This window comes from Streptomyces sp. NBC_01296, assembly GCF_035984415.1.
GTDB lineage: Bacteria > Actinomycetota > Actinomycetes > Streptomycetales > Streptomycetaceae > Streptomyces.
In genome coordinates this window covers 6,886,343-6,904,146 of sequence record NZ_CP130720.1, presented here as the reverse complement: position 1 = coordinate 6,904,146, position 17,804 = coordinate 6,886,343, and the positions used below count along the sequence as shown (strand labels likewise).

Annotated in this window: 21 protein-coding genes; 5 read left to right on the top strand and 16 right to left on the bottom strand. The window is 69.7% G+C overall.

Features of this window, described 5'->3' with window-relative positions; translation table 11 throughout:
- Positions 1–42: 42 nt before the first annotated feature.
- The 11 genes from glgX to OG299_RS31480 are packed head-to-tail and all read right to left on the bottom strand — an operon-like array spanning position 43 to position 10,899.
- Complete coding sequence (glgX, locus tag OG299_RS31530) at positions 43–2,178, bottom strand: glycogen debranching protein GlgX (protein ID WP_266631145.1); 2,136 nt, start codon at positions 2,176–2,178, stop codon at positions 43–45.
- Positions 2,175–2,531: an STAS domain-containing protein gene (locus OG299_RS31525; RefSeq protein WP_266631143.1), complete on the bottom strand. Its 357-nt coding sequence runs from the start codon at positions 2,529–2,531 to the stop codon at positions 2,175–2,177. The genes glgX and OG299_RS31525 overlap by 4 nt, the downstream gene beginning before the upstream one ends.
- 37 nt (positions 2,532–2,568) lie before the next feature.
- Positions 2,569–4,389, bottom strand: coding sequence for an AGE family epimerase/isomerase (locus OG299_RS31520; protein ID WP_327363282.1), 1,821 nt, complete (start codon positions 4,387–4,389; stop codon positions 2,569–2,571).
- Position 4,390: 1 nt separating this feature from the next.
- The gene (locus OG299_RS31515) at positions 4,391–4,822 is read right to left on the bottom strand and encodes a VOC family protein (RefSeq protein WP_266631139.1); all 432 of its coding nucleotides are present in this window, start codon (positions 4,820–4,822) and stop codon (positions 4,391–4,393) included.
- On the bottom strand, positions 4,822–5,433 hold the full coding sequence (locus OG299_RS31510) for a DJ-1/PfpI family protein (protein WP_266631137.1): 612 nt from the start codon (positions 5,431–5,433) through the stop codon (positions 4,822–4,824). The genes OG299_RS31515 and OG299_RS31510 overlap by 1 nt, the downstream gene beginning before the upstream one ends.
- The gene (locus tag OG299_RS31505; RefSeq protein WP_327363281.1) at positions 5,426–7,045 is read right to left on the bottom strand and encodes a GMC family oxidoreductase; all 1,620 of its coding nucleotides are present in this window, start codon (positions 7,043–7,045) and stop codon (positions 5,426–5,428) included. The genes OG299_RS31510 and OG299_RS31505 overlap by 8 nt, the downstream gene beginning before the upstream one ends.
- A gap of 13 nt (positions 7,046–7,058) precedes the next feature.
- The gene (locus tag OG299_RS31500; RefSeq protein ID WP_266631133.1) at positions 7,059–7,439 is read right to left on the bottom strand and encodes a nuclear transport factor 2 family protein; all 381 of its coding nucleotides are present in this window, start codon (positions 7,437–7,439) and stop codon (positions 7,059–7,061) included.
- A 13-nt stretch (positions 7,440–7,452) separates the two neighbouring features.
- Positions 7,453–7,908 (bottom strand): nuclear transport factor 2 family protein, encoded by a 456-nt coding sequence (locus OG299_RS31495; RefSeq protein WP_266631131.1) that lies wholly within the window; start codon positions 7,906–7,908, stop codon positions 7,453–7,455.
- 29 nt (positions 7,909–7,937) lie between these two features.
- The gene (locus tag OG299_RS31490; protein ID WP_267000525.1) at positions 7,938–8,369 is read right to left on the bottom strand and encodes a nuclear transport factor 2 family protein; all 432 of its coding nucleotides are present in this window, start codon (positions 8,367–8,369) and stop codon (positions 7,938–7,940) included.
- A 53-nt stretch (positions 8,370–8,422) separates the two neighbouring features.
- Positions 8,423–10,066 (bottom strand): thiamine pyrophosphate-binding protein, encoded by a 1,644-nt coding sequence (locus OG299_RS31485; protein ID WP_266631127.1) that lies wholly within the window; start codon positions 10,064–10,066, stop codon positions 8,423–8,425.
- An 8-nt stretch (positions 10,067–10,074) separates the two neighbouring features.
- The gene (locus tag OG299_RS31480; RefSeq protein WP_266631125.1) at positions 10,075–10,899 is read right to left on the bottom strand and encodes a type 1 glutamine amidotransferase domain-containing protein; all 825 of its coding nucleotides are present in this window, start codon (positions 10,897–10,899) and stop codon (positions 10,075–10,077) included.
- A 266-nt stretch (positions 10,900–11,165) separates the two neighbouring features.
- Between OG299_RS31480 and OG299_RS31475 the strand changes: the two genes are divergently transcribed.
- The 5 genes from OG299_RS31475 (at position 11,166) to OG299_RS31455 (ending at position 14,633) form a co-directional block, all read left to right on the top strand.
- Positions 11,166–11,438 (top strand): UBP-type zinc finger domain-containing protein, encoded by a 273-nt coding sequence (locus OG299_RS31475; protein ID WP_266631123.1) that lies wholly within the window; start codon positions 11,166–11,168, stop codon positions 11,436–11,438.
- Positions 11,435–13,156, top strand: coding sequence for an FAD-dependent oxidoreductase (locus tag OG299_RS31470; RefSeq protein ID WP_327363280.1), 1,722 nt, complete (start codon positions 11,435–11,437; stop codon positions 13,154–13,156). Before OG299_RS31475 ends, OG299_RS31470 begins: the two co-directional genes overlap by 4 nt.
- Positions 13,157–13,210: 54 nt before the next feature.
- Positions 13,211–13,738, top strand: coding sequence for an ATP-binding transcription factor AbmR (locus tag OG299_RS31465; protein WP_327363279.1), 528 nt, complete (start codon positions 13,211–13,213; stop codon positions 13,736–13,738).
- Between the two features lie 83 nt (positions 13,739–13,821).
- Complete coding sequence (locus OG299_RS31460; RefSeq protein WP_323179086.1) at positions 13,822–14,157, top strand: putative quinol monooxygenase; 336 nt, start codon at positions 13,822–13,824, stop codon at positions 14,155–14,157.
- The gene (locus OG299_RS31455) at positions 14,154–14,633 is read left to right on the top strand and encodes a group II truncated hemoglobin (protein WP_327363278.1); all 480 of its coding nucleotides are present in this window, start codon (positions 14,154–14,156) and stop codon (positions 14,631–14,633) included. Before OG299_RS31460 ends, OG299_RS31455 begins: the two co-directional genes overlap by 4 nt.
- A gap of 71 nt (positions 14,634–14,704) precedes the next feature.
- Here the strand turns inward: OG299_RS31455 and OG299_RS31450 are convergent, their stop codons facing one another.
- From OG299_RS31450 to rpe, 5 genes are all read right to left on the bottom strand, one after another.
- Positions 14,705–15,079 (bottom strand): barstar family protein, encoded by a 375-nt coding sequence (locus OG299_RS31450; protein ID WP_266631118.1) that lies wholly within the window; start codon positions 15,077–15,079, stop codon positions 14,705–14,707.
- Positions 15,076–15,522, bottom strand: a complete 447-nt coding sequence (locus OG299_RS31445; RefSeq protein ID WP_327363277.1) for a guanyl-specific ribonuclease — start codon at positions 15,520–15,522, stop codon at positions 15,076–15,078. Before OG299_RS31445 ends, OG299_RS31450 begins: the two co-directional genes overlap by 4 nt.
- 70 nt (positions 15,523–15,592) lie before the next feature.
- Positions 15,593–15,814, bottom strand: a complete 222-nt coding sequence (locus tag OG299_RS31440; RefSeq protein ID WP_053788968.1) for a CarD family transcriptional regulator — start codon at positions 15,812–15,814, stop codon at positions 15,593–15,595.
- A gap of 115 nt (positions 15,815–15,929) precedes the next feature.
- On the bottom strand, positions 15,930–16,943 hold the full coding sequence (locus tag OG299_RS31435; protein WP_432762288.1) for a sugar-binding transcriptional regulator: 1,014 nt from the start codon (positions 16,941–16,943) through the stop codon (positions 15,930–15,932).
- 124 nt (positions 16,944–17,067) lie between these two features.
- On the bottom strand, positions 17,068–17,754 hold the full coding sequence (rpe, locus tag OG299_RS31430; RefSeq protein ID WP_266631110.1) for a ribulose-phosphate 3-epimerase: 687 nt from the start codon (positions 17,752–17,754) through the stop codon (positions 17,068–17,070).
- Positions 17,755–17,804: the final 50 nt, after the last annotated feature.

Genomic DNA, 17,804 nt, shown 5'->3' with positions numbered 1-17,804 from the left:
CTTCGGCCGTACGGTGGGAGCGTTGGGTCAGGGCAAGGGCGGCTAGAGCTCGGGATCGGGCGTCCGGCCGACCAGGATCACGACCGAGCGCGGACCGATCAGGTACTTCCCGGCGTTCTCCAGCTCGGGCTCGCCGCCCGGGGTGCGGATGTCGTGCGGGGCCTCGGCCCCGGTGTCCGCGAACAGGTGCCAGCTGCGCCCGTGCGGCAGCGCGGGCAGCTCCAGGTCGTGCGGCTCCCAGTGCGAGTTCATGGCCACGTACACCACGTCGTCGTCCCCGGTGCCGCAGCGGGCCACCGCCAGCAGCCGGCTCTCCGCCGACCAGTCGGGCTGCCAGGCCCGCTCGCCGTGCCAGCTGATGTCGGGCAGTCCGAGGCTTTCGCGGACCTGGCCGGTGGGGTGGGAGGTGGAGCGCAGTTCGCGGTGGTGCCCGCGGAACGCGATCATCTCCCGGGTGAACCGGAGCAGTTCGGCGTTGTCGTCGACCTGGCTCCAGTCGAACCAGGACAGCTCGTTGTCCTGGCAGTACGTGTTGTTGTTGCCCTGCTGGGTGCGGGCGACCTCGTCGCCCGACAGCAGCATCGGGATGCCCTGGCTGGTCATGAGGATGGCCAGGGCGTTCTTCATCTGGCGCATCCGCAGCCGGTTGACCTCGGGGTCGTCCGTCGGTCCTTCGGCCCCGCAGTTCCAGCTGGCGTTGTCGTTGCCGCCGTCGTTGTTGCCCTCGCCGTTCGCCTCGTTGTGCTTGTCGTTGTACGAGACGAGGTCGGCCAGGGTGAAACCGTCGTGGGCGGTGAGGAAGTTGACCGAGGCGGAGGTGCCGCGGCTGGAGTACAGGTCGGGCGAGCCGGCGATCCGGGTGGCGAGCTCACCGGTCACCCCGGGGTCGCCCTTGAGGAAGCTGCGCACCGTGTCGCGGTACTTCCCGTTCCACTCCGCCCAGCGGCCGTACGCCGGGAAGTTGCCGACCTCGTAGAGGCCGCCCGCGTCCCAGGCCTCGGCGATGAGCTTGGTGTGCCGCAGGACGGGGTCGAAGGCGAGCAGCTCCAGCAGCGGCGGGTTGGGCAGCGGAGTGCCGTCCAGGGCCCGGCCGAGGATGGCCGCGAGGTCGAAGCGGAAGCCGTCGATGTGGTAGTCGGCGACCCAGTGGCGCAGGCAGTCGAGCACGAAGTTGCGCACCACGGGGTGGTTGCAGTTGACCGTGTTGCCCGTGCCGCTGAAGTTGAAGTAGTACCCCTCGGGCGTGAGCATGTAGTACGTGGCGTTGTCGAGCCCCTTGAAGGAGATCGTCGGGCCCTGCTCGTTGCCCTCGGCGGTGTGGTTGAAGACGACGTCGAGGATGACCTCGATGCCGGCCGCGTGCAGGTCCTTGATCAGGGTGCGGAACTCGTCGCCCTGCATCCCGTAGCGTCCGGTGGCCGCGTAGCCGGCCTTGGGCGCGAAGAACGAGACGGTGTTGTAGCCCCAGTAGTCGAAGAGGTGCTCGCCCGTCTCCGGGTTGGAGCGCATGTTGTCGCTCTCGTCGAACTCGAACACCGGGAGCAGCTCGATGCAGTTGATCCCGAGCTCCTTCAGGTACGGGATCTTCTCCCGCAGCCCCGCGAAGGTGCCGGGGGCGGTGACCTGCGAGGAGGGGTGCCGGGTGAAGCCGCGCACGTGGGTCTCGTACACGACGAGGTCCTCGGCGGGCAGCCGCAGCGGCGTGTCGTCGCCCCAGTCGAAGTCCTGGAGGCAGACGCGGGAGCGGTACTGGTAGCCGCGGCTGCGGTCCGGCTCCACGCCCCACACGTCGCGGCCGGCGATCAGCCGGGCGTACGGGTCGGAGAGGATCTGCCGGGCGTCGAAGCGGTGGCCGGTCACCGGGTCGTAGGGGCCGTCGGCCCGGTACCCGTACTCGATGTTCTCGTGGTCGAGGCCGAAGACCGTCATGGCGAAGACGCTGCCGGTGCGGAACTCCTCGGGGAATTCCAGCTCGGCCATCGGCTCGGGCTCTCCGCGCTTGAAGATGACCAGGGTCATGGAGGTCGCCTGGTCGGAGAAGACGGAGAAACTGACCCCGCCGGGGACCACGTTGGCCCCGAACGGGAACGGCTTGCCCGCGCGGACGCGGTACCCGCCCACTTCGTGGGTCGGGTACGCGTCGACGCGCAGGACCTGCTCGGACTGGGCCTCGGTCATCGCGCGACCGCACTCTTCAGTGTGGACTTGGACTCCGCGGCCGCTGCTTCGCCGGTCTCGAAGAAGTCGAGGAAGCCGGTGGCCGACATGACGAACCGGACTTCCTCGCTCACCCCGTACAGGGTGACCGCGACCCCGGCGTGCTGGGCCTCGCGGTAGACGACGAGCAGGGTGCGCAGGCCCGCGCTGGACACGTACGTGACGGCCGTGAGGTCGATGCGCAGCGGCCGGCCCTCGCGGACCAGCGGCAGCAGGGACTGCAGCAGCTGGCCGGAGGTCTCACTGTTGATCTCGCCGGTGGCGACGAGGACGGTACCGCCCTTGTTGCGGCGTTCCTTGACGTTCAGAGACATTGCTTTCCCCTCTAGTCGGGGCGCCCCCCGTTGAGCGCTATGAAGTCACCGGGCGCAGCCGGACCTTGACCTTGACCCGCCCCTGGACGTCGGGCAGCCGGACGGTGAGACCGTCGGCGTCGAAGTCCCGGTACGGCTTCTCGTCGATCTCGACGGAAGCGATCTGCACCGAGCCCGCGGGCAGCAGGTCGGGCGAGACGCGCAGCACGCGGTCGGGCAGGTTGGTCGGGTCGGGCTTGAAGTGGAAGTCCATTTCCCGCCCGTTGATGAGCAGGTTGTTGTAGACGGCGGACAGGTAGCAGAGCTCCGCCGAGTGGTACATGGACATCGAGTGGCTGCCCTTGAGCCGCTCCGTGCCGAGCAGGTACGGCGTACCGCTGGCGAGCACGTTGAAGTAGACGGCTCCCTCGTCGTGGTCGAGGAAGAACGTGTTGTAGAAGGCCTCCGCCTGCCGGGCCTCGCGCAGGAAGGCGTCGCCACCGACCGTGCCGTTCAGGATGAGGTAGGCGAGGATCGCCTGCTCCTGCTGCCACCAGGCCTTGCGGTCGTGCCAGGCGAAACGATACGCCTCCTGGTTCCCGTCCTTCACACGCTCCACGACGTCGTACCAGCCGCCGCGCTGGACGTCGCTGCCGACGGCCGGCATGATCTCGCCGATCTTCTTGGCGAGCTCCTCGTACGCCGGCTTGGCCTTCAGCGAGTTCATCCGCATCAGGTTCCAGGCGATCTTCAGGTTGTGCCCGACGACCGCGCGGTTCTGCTGCCAGCTGTGCGCGGTGTCGTGCGACCAGTCGCGGAAGAAGCGCTCCTGGACGAACGGGCTGTTCTTGTAGTCCGGGAACTTGTCCGCGATGGTGTCGAAGGTGTACTCGAGGAAGTCGGCGTACCTCTGGTCGCCGGTCGCCAGGTACAGGTTGATCAGGTACGCGGGCGCGTGGTCGCCGACCGAGTTCCAGTTCTTGCGCTCGGCGTTCTCGCCGAGGGACTCGTGGTCCGCGCTGAACAGGATCGGGTCGATGTGCGAGTAGTAGCCGCCCTGCTCGGGGTCCTTGAAGAACTTGTCGAACAGCCGGATGGTGGCGTCCGCGTCGTTCTTGATCCGGATGTCACCGGTGACGCGGTACGTCTGGATCGGGCCGGCCAGCGCGTAGATCTGCTCGTACATCGGGATCGCGTCGTAGTCGTCGGAGAACTCCGAGGTGAACAGCTTGCGCTCGCTGTCCCCGTCGACGCTGATGCCGTGGTACCAGAAGACCACGTCCTCCTCGCTGTCCACGACGCGCATGTGCTTGCGCAGGTACTCGGTGCCGCGCTCGGCGACCTCCAGGTACTCGTCCTTGCCGGTCAGCAGGTAGGCCGAGGCCATGCCGTAGACCAGGCGGGAGATCGTGTCGGTCTCCTGGACGTGGCTGGCGGTCTTGTCGCCGCCGAGCCGGATCTCGGTGCGGTACTCGGTGAAGTCCACCGGTCCGTCACCGAACTGCGCCCGGATGTAGAAGTCGGCCAGCGACTCGATCTGCTTGACCCACCAGCTGGCCTCCTCGAACCGGTAGTCCTCTGCGCCGCGGCCCAGGAACACCAGGCGCTTCGCCTCGAAGCGGCCCCCGTGCTCCGGGTAGTGGACGCCGTAGACGAAGAGGAACCGGCCCGGCGAGAGCATCTCGTCGATGTGCCCGGAGGCGTCGATGTACGGCTCGTCCAGGTTGCGGACCAGCTCGGCACTCGGGTCCCCGGCGAGGGAGACGTCGAACTCGCGGCCGTCCGAGGTCTTCAGCCGCAGCAGGCGGGACTCGGAGTCGAAGCGGCCGACATAGCCCGCGATGGTGTCGGAGAAGGAGAAGCTCACGGCGTCCGCCATGTCATGCACCGTCCTTGTCGTGTGAGCGGTCGTCCTCGAATCCCTGACTGACCTCGACGATCACCCCGTCGGGATCGCGGACCCACACGGTCCGCCAGCCGCAGATGAAGTCGTCGAAGTCCAGCGGGCCCAGGGTCACTTCGGCCGCGTCGCCCAGCTCGGCCAGGAACGCGTCCACGCTGTCGGTCTGAAAGGCCAGGTGGCGCATCCGGCCCGGGGCCTGCGGGCCGTCCTCGTGCGCCTGCCGGGCCGGTTCGGTGCCGGCCGCGAAGAGCTCCAGGTACGCGTCCCCGCGGCGCAGGAACACGATCTGTGCCTCCCCGAGGTCGACCACCCTGGCCCGGGTGAAGCCGAAGTACCGGGTGTAGAACTCCTCGGTGGTCTTCTGGTCCGTGCAGTTCAGGCCCACGTGCGACCAGACCATCCCGGCCATCAGGCGGCCCCCCGGCCCCGCCCCGCCGCGATCAGCTCGATGATCCGGCGGGCGAACAGGTGGTGGTGGGCGCCGGTGCGGCCGGTGACCAGGTCCCCGTCCACCACCACGTCCTCGTCGACGTACTCGCCGCCCATGTTCCGGACGTCACCGATGAGGTTGTTGTGGCAGACCACCTTGCGGCCGCGCACCTTGCCCGGGATCGAGGCGGCCAGCCACATGCCGTGGCAGATGATCCCCTTGAGGACCGTCGGCTCCTCGAAGGCCCGGCGCAGCAGCTCGGTCGCCGGTGCGAGGACGTCGACGTCCTCGGTGTAGCGCAGCCGGTCGGCCACCATGCCCGAGGGCACGATGATCGCCGCGTACCGGCGCAGGTCCTCGTCGCTCAGCCCCTCCAGGGACTTGTCGGCGGTGAACGGCGCCCGGTACTCGTGCCCGGAGAAGGTGATGGAGTCGTTGCCCCACAGCCGGGTCAGGAAGTCGACCTCGGCGCCCTCCTCGGCGAACCGGTGCTGGTAGTAGAAGATCTCCGGCTCGTAGAAGTCGCTCTCGACCAGGACCGCGATCCGGGTCCCGGACAGCGCACCCTCGCGCAGTACGGCGTCAGGCACGGGACACCCCCCTCAGGAAGTCCGCCGCGCGCTCGGCGATCATCGCGATGGCGGTGTGGCAGTTGCCCGACGGGACCGCGGGCATCACGCTCGCGTCGACGACGCGCAGGTTGCGTACGCCGTGCACCCGCAGCTCGGGGTCGACGACCGAGAGGTCGTCGATGCCCATGCGGCAGGAGCCGGCCTGGTGGTGGTAGCTCTCCGACTTCTGCTTCGCGAAGGTCCGCAGGTCCTCGTCGGATCCGTAGCCGGGACCGGGCTGGAGCTCCTGCTTGTACCAGGGAGAGAAGGCCGAGGTCGCGAAGATCTCGCGGGCCAGTTTGATGCCCTGCACCATCCGCTCCAGGTCCCACCGGTCGCCCAGGTAGTTCGGGTTGATCAGCGGGTGGGCCAGCGGATCGGCGCTCGCGAGCCTGATCCAGCCGCGCGAGACGGGCCGTACGACACCGGGCAGGATGCTCACCGTGTTCGGGTGGTCCTTGCCGACGATCACGTCGAACGGCACGTGGACGAAGGCGATCTGCAGGTCGGGCGCGGGCAGACCGGGCCGGGACGAGAGGAACAGAGCGCTCTCCGACAGGTTCTGCGCCGGCGGCGGGAGTTCCTGGGTGACCTCGGCCATCAGCCCGGTCAGGACGTGGTTGTGGAAGTTCTCGCCGACCCCGGGCAGGGCCGCGACCGTCTCGATGCCGTGCTCGCGCAGCTGCTCGGGGTTCCCGATGCCGGAGAGCAGCAGCAGCTTCGGGGACTCGATCGCCCCGGCCGCCACGATCACCTCCCGGCGGGCCCGTACGGAGCGCAGACCGGGCCCGGCGGTGGCGCTGTGGCCGTCGCGCACGGTCCGGCCGGGGAACTCGGCGGGCGGTGCGAGCTGCGCGTACTCGACGCCCGTGCAGGTGTCGCCGTCGAAGAGCAGCCGGGTGCTCTGGGCGCTGGTGCGCAGCGTCAGGTTGGAGCGCTCCAGCGCGGGCTCCAGATAGGCGGCGAGGGTGCCCTGGCGGCGCCCGTCGGCCACGTCGATGTGGTGCCAGCCGGTGCCGAAGAGGCCGCGCCGGGGCCCGTCGGTGTTGAAGTCGTCGATCTCCTGGTGGCCGAGTTCGACGGCCGCGTCGATGAAGGCGCGGGAGACCGGGTTGGGGCCGTGGTGCCCGGCGTTGGTGATGCGCTGCGGGCCGCGGGTGCCGGTGGTGGGCGCGGTGGCGTCCTCCTGGCCCTCCAGGAGGGCGAAGTACGGCAGGACGTCCTCGTACCCCCAGCCGGCGGCGCCCTGGTAGGCCCAGTTGTCGAAGTCCGAGGCGTGGCCCCGGATGTGCATCATGATGTACAGGTTGCTGCTGCCGCCGGGGGCCTTGCCGCGCGGTTCGTACGTACGGCGGCCGTCGAGCCCGGGCTGCGGGACGCTGGTGTAGCCCCAGTCGACGGGCCCGCCGAGCAGCTTGTACCAGGAGGACGGGTCGTCCACCTCGGGCGGGATGCGGTTGCCGCCCGCCTCCAGGACCAGGACAGAGACGTCCGGGTCCTCGGAGAGCCGGTGCGCGAGGACGCTGCCCGCGGTGCCGGATCCCACGATGACGTAGTCGTACTCTTCTCTCTCGCTCTCGGCGATCGCCACGAGTCGGCCTCCCTCAGCCCTGGCTCAGCACCTGGAAGGGGACGGTGTCGTGGTAGTTCGCCATGTAGGCGATCTTTCCGTCCACGATCCGGAAGAAGTTCATGACCTCGGCCTCGATCGCCTCGCCGGAGGCGCTGACGGCGCTGAGGTGGGAGACGGCCGCGGCCTTCTCCCCGTCGACGAGGAAGTGCACGGGCTCGTTCCGGAAGACCCGGTACATCGTCCCCATGCCCTTCATCATCGAGCGCAGGACCTCCAGGCCCTCGATGTGTCCGGCGAGCTGCTCGTCCATGACCTGGTCGTCGGCGAACAGGTCGCACCAGCGGTCCCAGTCCCCGGCGTTGGCGTACTCGTAGTACTTCTCAAGGATCTGTCGTGCGTCCACAGCGCTCATCGCGCTCCTCCCCCTATCGGTCCCGGCGGGTTCCGTCGGGCGCGAACGGCGCCCAGAACTGGCTGAAGGCGGTAGCCGAGTCCCCGAAGAGCCCGTCGCGGCCCTCGACGATCCGGCCGTCCTGCCACCGCATGAAGTGGAAGACCGGGTAGTCCATCCGCTCGTACGGGGACCGGCTCCCCTGGTCCGCGCCGTCGCGCAGGGCGACGTTGCGGCAGACGTCGGCGCTGCAGTCCTCGCCGACGAGGACGGACTGGATGTCCATGCGGAAGGTGCCGCCCGTGAGCTTGTGCGTCTGCCCCATCAGGTCCAGGAAGGCGTCCAGGCTCTCGTACCAGCCGGCCAGCGGGTGGTTGCCCGGCACCAGCCAGCGCAGGTCCTCGGAGTAGTACTCGAGGATGCGGGCGCGGTCGCCGGAGCCGAGGGCGGCGTACGCCGCCTCGACCCGCTCCCGTGTCACTTCGGTCATCGTCGCTTCTCCTTCGCCGGCGCCCGTGCTCAGAGCGAGCCGGAACCGGGCATCGGGGCCAGGTCGTTGACGGTGTACTGCTTGATCAGCGGTCCGTCGGGACCGGCCACGACCGTCCAGGTCTGGTCGGCATCGAAGCCGAGCCACTGGCTGCGGGCGGCCGGCGGGTCCCAGATCTTGGCCTGCCAGTTGACGAGCACCCGGACGATCGCCCGGTCGCCCTCGATGACGGGCTCCACCTTGGTGACGGTGTGGACCTCGTCGAAGAAGCGGTTCGTGACCGCCGCGTACCAGCGGCCGAAGCCCTGGTGTCCGAGGAAGGTGTCCTCGGGGACCTTGAACTCCAGGTCCTCGGTGATGAGCGGGAGCACCTGGTCCAGCGGAAGGTGCTGGTCCAGGGCCACGTACCAGTTCTCCGCGAAGGTGCGGATCGCTTCCTCGGTCAGCCGCTCGGCGGGCATGCGGTCTCCTCCTGTCCGTGGTGGTGTGCTGTGCGGTGGGTCGCAGCGGTGGGTCAGATCTGTACGTCGACGAGGAACGGACCGGGATGGTCGAGCATCCGGGCCACGGCCGCGACCGCCTCGTCCGGCTTCTCCACCCGCATCCCCTCGGCGCCGAGCGCCCGTGCCAGCCCGGCGAAGTCGATCTCGGGGTGGGAGAGGTCGAAGGAACCCGGGAAGCCGTGCTCCGGGATGTCCCGCTCCCGCCAGTACTGGGCGATGTTGTCGTCGAGCAGCCGGTACTTGCGGTTGTTGCAGACCACGAACTTGGCGTCGATGCCGTGCCGGACCGCGGTCCACAGCGCCTGGTACGTGTACATCGACCCGCCGTCGCCCGCGAACCCGACGACGAGGCGGTCCGGACGGGCCAGCTTGGCGCCGACCGCCCCCGGGAAGCCCACGCCGAGCGAGCCGCCCCGGGTGAGGTGGTAGTCGCCCGGACGCTCCGGCGGCAGGTACCGGGTCACCAGCGGCGAGGTGGTCAGCGCCTCGTCGAAGACGATCAGGTCCCCGCCGGTGCGTTCGGCCAGGGTCCGCAGGAAGACGGCCATCGGCGTGCCGTCCTGCTCGCTCTCCCCTCCCCTGGCGGACAGCGCCCGCTCGCGGGTGCGGGCGTCGAGCCGGGCGGCCGCGGCCGCCCGCCGCTGCGGGGTCAGCAGGCGTTCGAGTACGCCGGCCAGCGCGCGCAGCGCCTGCCGGGGATCGGCGGCCAGGCCCAGGTCCACCGGGTGGTTCTTGGCGATCTCGTACGCGTTCAGGTCGATGTGGACGACCTTCGCGCCGGCCCGGAAGGGGCTCTCCAGCTCGGGGAACACCTCCGGGAAGACGTAGGTGCCGACGATCAGCACCCCGTCCGCGTCGGCGACGAGCTCCTTGCTGTGCGGGCCGAACATGTGGCCCGTCTGACCGCGGCGCAGCGGGTGCGAGGCCGCGATGTTCACCTCGGACGAGTCCACCTCGTACACATCGGCGCCCAGCAGCTCGGCGACGGCGGCCAGTTCGCGCTGGGCCCCGGAGAGCGCGACCCCGTCGCCGACGAGGACCACGGGCCGCTCCGCGGAGGCGAGCAGCTCTGCCGCCCGCCCCACCGAGGCGGGCGAGGGCGCCACGTCCGTGAGGGGCACCGTGGCGGGCAGGACGGGCTCGGAGTTCAGCTCGTCCAGCACGTCCATCGGCAGCGCCACGAACACCGGGCCGCGCGGCGGGGTCAGGGCGATCTTGACCGCCCGGCGGATGGTGCGCAGTACGGAGTGCCGGTCGGTGACCCGGGTCGCGTACTTCGTCACCGGCTTCGCCATCGCCACCAGGTCGGACGCCATCTGCGCGTCCATGGCGTCGTAGCGGACCCCGGCGTCGCCGGCGACCACGACGAGCGGGGTGTGGCCGCGCAGCGACTGGTAGAGCATCCCGATGCCGTTGCCCAGCCCCACTCCGGAGTGCAGCTGGAGCAGGGCCGCGCCCCCGGTGGCCCGGGCGTAGCCGTCGGCGATGCCGGCGGCCACGGTCTCCTGGAGGGCGAGGACGTAGTGGAAGTCCTCCGCCGCGTCCACCGCGTCGAGGAATCCCTGTTCCACCGTCCCCGGATTTCCGAACATCACATTCAGGCCGTCGGCCTTGAACTGCTCGATCAGCCTTTCCCGTCCGGGAGTGGCTTTCATGATTCCCCCTACCACCCGTAACGGGTGAGACCGTCCTCCAGGACTTCCACGATCTTCTGCCCCGTCAGATACGAATCGGGGGTGGAACGGCCGGTCACGAACGGGAAGTCGACTATCACCGAGAGCGGGTGGCCGAAATTCCCGTGATAGGCGCCGCGCGGCCCGGTGGCATCGCGCAGGATGTACTCCAGCGGGTACGGCGGCGGGCCCATGTTGAAGTCGGTACCGAGGAATCCGGTTCCGTCCTTGTAGTCGTACTCCTTGCAGTGGCCGGTGACGTGCTTGCCCCAGATGATGCTCTTGCGGTCGCCCCAGTCCCGGGCGAAGGCCAGGCAGGCCACGCCGTAGCACTCGGCCGCCACGACCTTGCCGGCCTTCTTGAAGGCCAGGATCAGGGCGTGCACGCGCTCGTTGTTGGCGAGGTCGACGATGGGCCCGCTGCCGCCGACGATGAGGACCGCGTCGTAGCCGGCGATGTCGGCCTCGAGCTTGTCCAGATCGCGGTGGTACTGCTCGAGCTTGCGCAGATAGCCCTCGTCGCTCGTGTACGGCCGCTCGGGGACCCACGCCTCGATGTCGAGCGGGGAGTCCAGCCGGCTCGACTGCTCGAACTCCCGGCCCAGCCGGGCGTTCTCCTCGGTGGTGACCGAGCGTCCCAGCGGAGGATCGATGAAGTTCGCGTCGAGGCTCGGCGGAAGAGCGTGCGCACGCTTTCCGGTCGGCGTGGCGAATACGACTTCGTAGCCTCGCTCATCGAACTTCGATACGGGGCCTATCAGTTCTTCGGCCCAGTAACCGTGTTCGGAGACAATGACCAGAATCTTTCTGCTCACGGATTCCTCCAGGCGCCGCCTGTTGTCGTTGGCGTGACCCACACTGCTTGTGCCCGGGGCCTGCGTCAAAGCGCCCGTATGCGACTTCGTGAGGTAGGAAGGCAGGTCGCACGGGCACCTCAGGTAGTCGCTTCCGGAGGTCATGAAGTAGCCGCGGGACTTCCTGACTTCGGCCGAATCAGTGAACCATTACGGGGGCACCGCCCTATGGTCTGGACGCGCCGTGAATCAGGGGTGCACGAAGGACGAGGAGAGGGACGGGGACGATGACGACGGACCTGTTGTGCACACACATCGATCAGATACGTCCGGTGAAGCCGGGCACCGAGGGCTGCGAGGAGTGCCTCGCCCTCGGCGACACCTGGGTGCACCTGAGGATGTGCCTCAGCTGCGGGCACGTCGGATGCTGCGACTCCTCCAAGAACCGCCACGCCACCAAGCACTACCGCACCAGCGAGCACCCCATCGCCGCGTCGCACGAGCCCGGTGAGACCTGGGCCTGGTGCTACGCCGACAAGCTGATGCTGGACGCGGCATGAGTGCGGCCCCGGAGAGCGCCACCGCCCACGCCACGGCGGCCGCGGCCGAGCGCGCGGAGAGCAAGAAGCCCGTCATCCTGGCCGTGGACGACGATCCGCAGGTACTGCGGGCCGTACGCCGCGATCTGCGCAGCGCCTACGGCGACCGCTACCGGGTGCTCGGCGCCTCCTCGGCCGCCGACGCCCTGAAGATCCTGGACTCCCTCGACGAGCGCGGCCACGATCCGGCGCTGTTCCTCGTGGACCAGCGGATGCCCGACGTGACCGGCGTCGAGTTCCTCCTCGAGGCCGTCAGCCGCTTCCCCGACGCCCGCCGGGTGCTGCTCACGGCGTACGCCGAGACGGACGCGGCGATCACCGCCATCAACCGGGTCCGGCTGGACTACTACCTGCTCAAGCCCTGGGACCCGCCGCACGAACGGCTCTTCCCGGTCCTCGACGACCTGCTCTCGGACTGGCTGGCCACCTACCGCCCCGCGTACGACGGCATCATCGTCGCCGGCCACCTCGTCTCCCCCGGCACCCACGCCGTCCGGGACTTCTTCACCCGCAACGGCCAGCCGTTCCGGTTCCTCAACGTCGAGCGGGATCCCGAGGCCCTGACCCTGATCGCCGCCCAGCCCGACGCGACGCTCCCGCTCGTCCGGTTCCCGGACGGGACGGTGCTCTCCGCGCCCGCCGACACGGAGCTCGCCCGGCGGCTGGGGCTGGCCACGACCGCGTCCCGCCCGCACTACGAGTGCGTCATCGTCGGCGCGGGACCCGCGGGTCTGGCGGCCGGCGTGTACGCGGCCTCGGAGGGCCTCTCGACGCTGATGCTGGACTCCCGCGCCCCGGGCGGGCAGGCCGGCACCTCCAGCCTGATCGAGAACTACCTCGGCTTCCCCTCGGGCCTCTCCGGCGGCGACCTGACCCGCCGCGCCACCATCCAGGCCTCGCGCTTCGGCGCCGAGATCCTGCACCCGGTGGAGGTGGTCTCGCTGACCCGGGACGACCCGGCGAAGATCCTGGTCCTGGCCGACGGCACGGAGATCAGCGCCGAGACGGTGCTGCTGGCCACCGGGGTCTCGTACAACCGCCTGGAGGCCCCCGGCGCGGACCGCTTCGAGGGCGCCGGGCTGTACTACGGCGCGGCCACCACCGAGAGCTCGGCGTGCATCTCCCAGCACGTGTTCATCGTGGGCGGCGCGAACTCGGCCGGCCAGGCGGCGGTGCACTTCGCCAAGTACGCGGCCAAGGTGACCATCCTGGTCCGCGCCGAGTCCCTGGACGCGAGCATGTCCCGCTACCTGATCGACGAGATCGACCGCACCCCGAACGTCGAGGTCGTGGTCCGTACGACGGTGGTCCGGCTGGACGGCGACGAACACCTGGAGCAGCTGACCCTCCACGACTCGACGACGGGCGAGGACACGCAGGTCCCGGCCCGGTTCATGTTCACCTTCATCGGGGCCCGCCCCCACACGGACTGGCTGTCGGGCGTGGTCGAGCGCGACGAGTACGGCTTCGTGCTCACCGGGTCCGACCTGATCGCCAACGGCGGGGAGCTCCCGGCGGAGTGGAGCCTGGAGCGCGCCCCGTACCCGCTCGAGACCAGCGTCCCCGGCGTCTTCGCGGCCGGCGACGTCCGGGCCCATTCGGTCAAGCGCGTGGCGTCGGGCGTGGGCGAGGGCGCGATGGCGGTCTCGCTGATCCACCGCTACCGCTCGATGGGCTGAGAGCGAACACGAATCGCTTGCGATCACGATCCCATCGGATGCAACGTTGATTACATGATTACATCCGAGCAGAGCGAGCAGCTTCGCAAGTGGTTCGCGGACCGCCTTCCGGTGGACGTGTACGAGTCCCTGGTCGATGTGGCGGTCGACCGCGAGGAGATCACGGTCGTCGGAGCCATCCCGGCGACCGAGTCGGTCAAGGAGTTCCGCGAGCGCACCCGCGAGCAGCGCATCGAGGTCGCCCGGGAGGCGGAGGAGCTCTACCGCCGCAAGGTCGCCTGGGCCGTCCAGGCCGGCGACGACCGCGTCCTGTTCACGCACCTGGCGGTCCCGGTGATGACGCGCCTGCGCCAGCCGGAGCGCCAGGTCCTCGACACCCTGGTCGCGGGCGGGGTCGCCCGCAGCCGGGCCGACGCCCTCGCCTGGTGCGTCCGCCTCGTCGGCCGCAACACGGACGAGTGGCTGACCGAGCTCCGCGACTCGCTGGCCAAGGTGCAGCAGGTCCGCGCGGCCGGCCCCGACGTTTCGGACGCGTCCGAGGCCTCCGACACCACGGACTCCCAGAAGTCTGGGTCGGAATGAGGAAAGTCCTCCCCACCCGGGCATGATCACGCAAGTCTGACAGCGAGCCGACCGGCACTCGATCACAGGGAGAGGCACGCCCCATGACCACCACCGTCGAATACATCCGCTACCGGATCGCATTGGACGACCAGCAGGCCTTCGAGGACTCGTACCGACAGGCCGCTGAGGCCCTGGCCGCGTCACCCGAGTGCATCGACTACGAGCTGGCCCGCTGCGAGGAGGAGAACGACCGGGAGCGCTACATCCTCCGCATCCGCTGGACGTCGGTCGACGCCCACCTCAACGGATTCCGCAAGGGCGAGCACTTCCCGGCGTTCTTCAACGCGATCCGCCCGTACGTCAAGGCCATCGAGGAGATGCAGCACTACCGCGTCACCGACGTGGCCGGCCCCGGAAAGGCCGCACCCCAGTCATGAGCACCACACCCGGCACCACTCCCACCATCTACGAGTGGATGGGCGGCGCGGAGGCGATGAACCGCCTCACGGACGCCTTCTACGCGCACGCCCTGCAGGACGAGATCCTGGCCCCGGTCTTCGCGGGCATGGACTCGGAGCACCCCCAGCACGTGGCCGTCTGGCTGTCGGAGGTCTTCGGCGGCCCGGCGCAGTACACGGCCCACCACGGCGGCCACCAGCACATGGCCACCAAGCACCTGGGCCGCGGCATCACCGAACAGCAGCGCCGCCGCTGGGTGGACCTGCTGATGGACACGGCCGACGAGGTCGGCCTCCCGGCGGACCCCGAGTTCCGAGCGGTGTTCGCCTACTACATCGAATGGGGCACCCGCATGGCCCTGATCTACTCGGGCCCCAACCCCCCACCGGTGGACGCGGCGAAGATCCCGGTCTGGTCCTGGGGCCAAACGCCCCCTTGGATCCCGAAGAGCTAGGTCGTCTCTTTCGACCCAGTCCCGGTGGGGGCGGAGGCAGAGCCTCCGCCCCCACCGCCGTGTCCGGGTCCTCAGCCGGCGGGCGGCGGCTCGGCCAGAAGGACGGCCAAGGCCCCTTCCCCGGCGTCCCGCCAGTACTCGACCGCCCCCTCCAGAACCTCCTGCAGCGTCTCCCAGTCCGCCGGCCGCGCCTGCGCGTACGAGGACCACGACGTCACCGCCACCAGCCGCCCCGGCGCCTGCGGCAACCACGACAGGTCGATCAGCGCATCGGCCAGCGCGTCCCAGTTCCCCCCGAACCACGCCGGCACGGCCAACGCCGTCCCCCACCGCCGCATCAGCTCGGCCTTGCCGCGTACACCGGCCAGGTCCACCCGTAGGGTCGTCCAGCCCGCCTTCTCGGCGGTGGCGAGCGCCGGGGCGAGCGGCTGCGGGTCCAGGGTCATCGCAGAACCGCCTTGAACGTGTCGTAGTGGTCGTCCGTGTAGAAGAACTCCCCACCCTCACCGGTCACGATCCGCCGGGCCCCGCGGTCGCGCTCACCCGGTGTCTTCACCGTGAACTCGTGGTAGTAGCCGCGCTTCTGCTTCGGCAGGGCCTTCTCGAAGTTCCCGAAGACGGTCCCGTCCTGCCGGTACGGGTACGGCCCGCCCTTGTCGATGAGTACGAGCACGTCCCGCGCCTGAGCAGGCAGCGCATCGGCCCGTACGGTGGCCATCCCCTTGGCCCACAGGGGCGCAGAGGCGTCAGCCCCTGAACTCACCCCGGCCGCGGCGGAGGGCGCGGTCTTCTCTCCACCGCACCCCGCCACGCCGATCAGCGCAACGCAAAGGAACACCGCTCCCACGACAGAACGCAGCAACGACCGGGGCACGTCCCTGAAGATCATGCACCGATCGTGCCAAATATCCGATTCGCTTGCGAATCGCGCGGTAACGGTCTCCGCGACGGCGGCACCCTCAGAGGGCGGCCATCTTGGTGTAAGGGCTCAGAATTCTCTTCTGGACCGACCCGAAGTCGACCAGGACAGCGATCCCCTCCTCGATACCGACGACACGGCCGAGGCCGTGCTCATCGTGAGAGACCCGGTCGCCGACGCTGAACTGCCGGAGCGGCGGTTCCACGGGGGCCTTGAACGGGCTGGACGGCAAATGGCGGCGAGGTACTGCTGACTTTGTCATTGAGACCAGTATGCGCCCCGCGGGCCGCCTCACAGCCCGCTGTTCGGATCTCAATTGCGGCACCATCCGCCCCATGGCGTCCCGCGGCGCCCGCCGCGCGGCCCGCCGCCCCGGATCAGTCGTCCGGGTCGGCCCGCTCCAGCGCCGGACGCAGCCCCGGGGCCGACTCGGTGAGCAGGTAGTCCGCGACCGCCGTGTCGGTGACCAGGCTGGTCACCAGGCCGGAACGGAGCACCGCCCCGATCGCGGAGGCCTTGCGCAGTCCGCCCGCGATCGCCACGACCTCGGGGATCCGGCGCAGCCGGTCCGCCTCGACGGTGATGCAGCGCTCGCCGAGGTCCCGCCCGACGCGCCGCCCTTCAGAGTCGAACAGGTGGGCGGACATTTCGGCGGCGACACCCAGCGAGGCGTAGTGCGCCCGCTCCTCGTCCGTGAGCATGTCGTGGACGGTCGAGATCCCGGGCTCCCAGGAGCCGATCGACACCGCCGCGACGGTCACCTTGTCGAAGTACTCGAAGGCCCGGGCGATTCCCGTCTGGTTCCGCAGCGCGGCCGCGGTCGCCGGGTCGGGGAGCAGCATCGGCGCGTAGATCGGGTGCGCGTCGCCGCCCGAGACCTGGGCGGCCCGCCGTACGGCCTCCACGGACCCGCGCTCGGCCGTACCGGCGTCGTAGACGCCCGTCAGCTGCACCACGGTGCACTGCGGGAGCCGGTGCAGGGAGGCGGCCATGTGGATGGTCGACCGCCCCCAGGCCAGGCCCAGTACGTCGCCCTCGTTGACCAGCTCGCCGAGCAGGTCGGCGGCGACGGCACCCAGGTTCTCCGGATCGGGCGCGTCCTCGGTCGCATCGGCCGGGGATTCGACCACCACCGCGTGGCGCAGCCCGTACCGGGAGCGCAGCGCGTCGGACCGCTCCGCGTCGAGCTCGGCTGGGACCCGGATCTCGATCCGTACGAGGTCGCGCTCGAGGGCGGTCTCCAGGACCCGGGCCACCTTGAAGCGGCTCACGCCGAACTCCTCGGCGATCTGGATCTTGGACTTGCCCTCCAGGTAGAAGCGGCGGGCCATGGCCGCCGCCTGCACCAGCTCCGCGGGTCCCATCCGCAGGGCTGACCGTCCCGCCGACATTGCAGACACCGCGTTCTCCTCACTGCTGTTCACACTCTCGACTCGCCGTTCATCCTGTCAGATCCGGCGGCCGTTGATCAGCCTGGACAGCTTCCGTTCACCGAGCTGTTCACCAACCCTTGTTTCAGTGGTCGCAGGCCCAGGGTGCCGCGGCGATCGCGACGCCCGCCTGCTCCCGCAGGGTACGTACGGCGGAGGAAGGGTCGACCGCCCCGTAGACCGCGCTTCCGGCGACGAACACGTCGGCGCCGGCCTCGGCACAGCGTTCGATCGTCGAGGCCGAGACCCCGCCGTCGACCTGGAGCCACAGCTCCAGGCCGTGCTTGGCGATCAGCTCCCGGGTACGGCGGATCTTGGGGAGCATGATGTCCAGAAAGGGCTGGCCGCCGAAGCCCGGCTCGACCGTCATGATCAGCAGCATGTCGAGCTCGGGGAGGATGTCCTCGTACTGCTCGATCGGCGTGGCGGGCTTGAGCGCCATCGAGGCCCGCGCCCCCTTGGCCCTGATCTCCCGCGCGAGCCGCACGGGCGCGGCGGCGGCCTCGGCGTGGAAGGTGACCGACCCGGCTCCGGCCTCGACGTACTGCGGGGCCCAGCGGTCCGGGTCCTCGATCATGAGGTGCAGATCCAGCGGGATGTCCGTGGCGCGGCTCAGGGACTCCACGACGGGCATACCGAGGGTGAGGTTCGGGACGAAATGGTTGTCCATGACGTCGACATGCAGCCAGTCGGCCCCTTCCACGGCCTTCACCTCTTCGGCGAGGCGTGCGAAGTCGGCGGACAGGATGCTGGGATAAATCTGAGCGGCCATGCCCCAAGCCTGCCATGCCTGCGCGCACTTCCGGCCACGACCCCGGAACT

What these genes read in the sequence shown, in the direction of transcription:
- OG299_RS31470 (WP_327363280.1), top strand. Translation starts at nt 11,435, where the DNA reads ATGAGTGCGGCCCCGGAGAGCGCCACCGCCCACGCCACGGCGGCCGCG.
- OG299_RS31500 (WP_266631133.1), bottom strand. Translation starts at nt 7,439, where the DNA reads ATGAGCGCTGTGGACGCACGACAGATCCTTGAGAAGTACTACGAGTAC.
- OG299_RS31450 (WP_266631118.1), bottom strand. Translation starts at nt 15,079, where the DNA reads ATGACCCTGGACCCGCAGCCGCTCGCCCCGGCGCTCGCCACCGCCGAG.
- OG299_RS31525 (WP_266631143.1), bottom strand. Translation starts at nt 2,531, where the DNA reads ATGTCTCTGAACGTCAAGGAACGCCGCAACAAGGGCGGTACCGTCCTC.
- OG299_RS31445 (WP_327363277.1), bottom strand. Translation starts at nt 15,522, where the DNA reads ATGATCTTCAGGGACGTGCCCCGGTCGTTGCTGCGTTCTGTCGTGGGA.
- OG299_RS31465 (WP_327363279.1), top strand. Translation starts at nt 13,211, where the DNA reads ATGATTACATCCGAGCAGAGCGAGCAGCTTCGCAAGTGGTTCGCGGAC.
- OG299_RS31515 (WP_266631139.1), bottom strand. Translation starts at nt 4,822, where the DNA reads ATGGCCGGGATGGTCTGGTCGCACGTGGGCCTGAACTGCACGGACCAG.
- glgX (WP_266631145.1), bottom strand. Translation starts at nt 2,178, where the DNA reads ATGACCGAGGCCCAGTCCGAGCAGGTCCTGCGCGTCGACGCGTACCCG.
- OG299_RS31475 (WP_266631123.1), top strand. Translation starts at nt 11,166, where the DNA reads ATGACGACGGACCTGTTGTGCACACACATCGATCAGATACGTCCGGTG.
- OG299_RS31485 (WP_266631127.1), bottom strand. Translation starts at nt 10,066, where the DNA reads ATGAAAGCCACTCCCGGACGGGAAAGGCTGATCGAGCAGTTCAAGGCC.
- OG299_RS31460 (WP_323179086.1), top strand. Translation starts at nt 13,822, where the DNA reads ATGACCACCACCGTCGAATACATCCGCTACCGGATCGCATTGGACGAC.
- OG299_RS31435 (WP_432762288.1), bottom strand. Translation starts at nt 16,943, where the DNA reads ATGTCGGCGGGACGGTCAGCCCTGCGGATGGGACCCGCGGAGCTGGTG.
- OG299_RS31440 (WP_053788968.1), bottom strand. Translation starts at nt 15,814, where the DNA reads ATGACAAAGTCAGCAGTACCTCGCCGCCATTTGCCGTCCAGCCCGTTC.
- OG299_RS31520 (WP_327363282.1), bottom strand. Translation starts at nt 4,389, where the DNA reads ATGGCGGACGCCGTGAGCTTCTCCTTCTCCGACACCATCGCGGGCTAT.
- OG299_RS31495 (WP_266631131.1), bottom strand. Translation starts at nt 7,908, where the DNA reads ATGACCGAAGTGACACGGGAGCGGGTCGAGGCGGCGTACGCCGCCCTC.
- OG299_RS31455 (WP_327363278.1), top strand. Translation starts at nt 14,154, where the DNA reads ATGAGCACCACACCCGGCACCACTCCCACCATCTACGAGTGGATGGGC.
- rpe (WP_266631110.1), bottom strand. Translation starts at nt 17,754, where the DNA reads ATGGCCGCTCAGATTTATCCCAGCATCCTGTCCGCCGACTTCGCACGC.
- OG299_RS31490 (WP_267000525.1), bottom strand. Translation starts at nt 8,369, where the DNA reads ATGCCCGCCGAGCGGCTGACCGAGGAAGCGATCCGCACCTTCGCGGAG.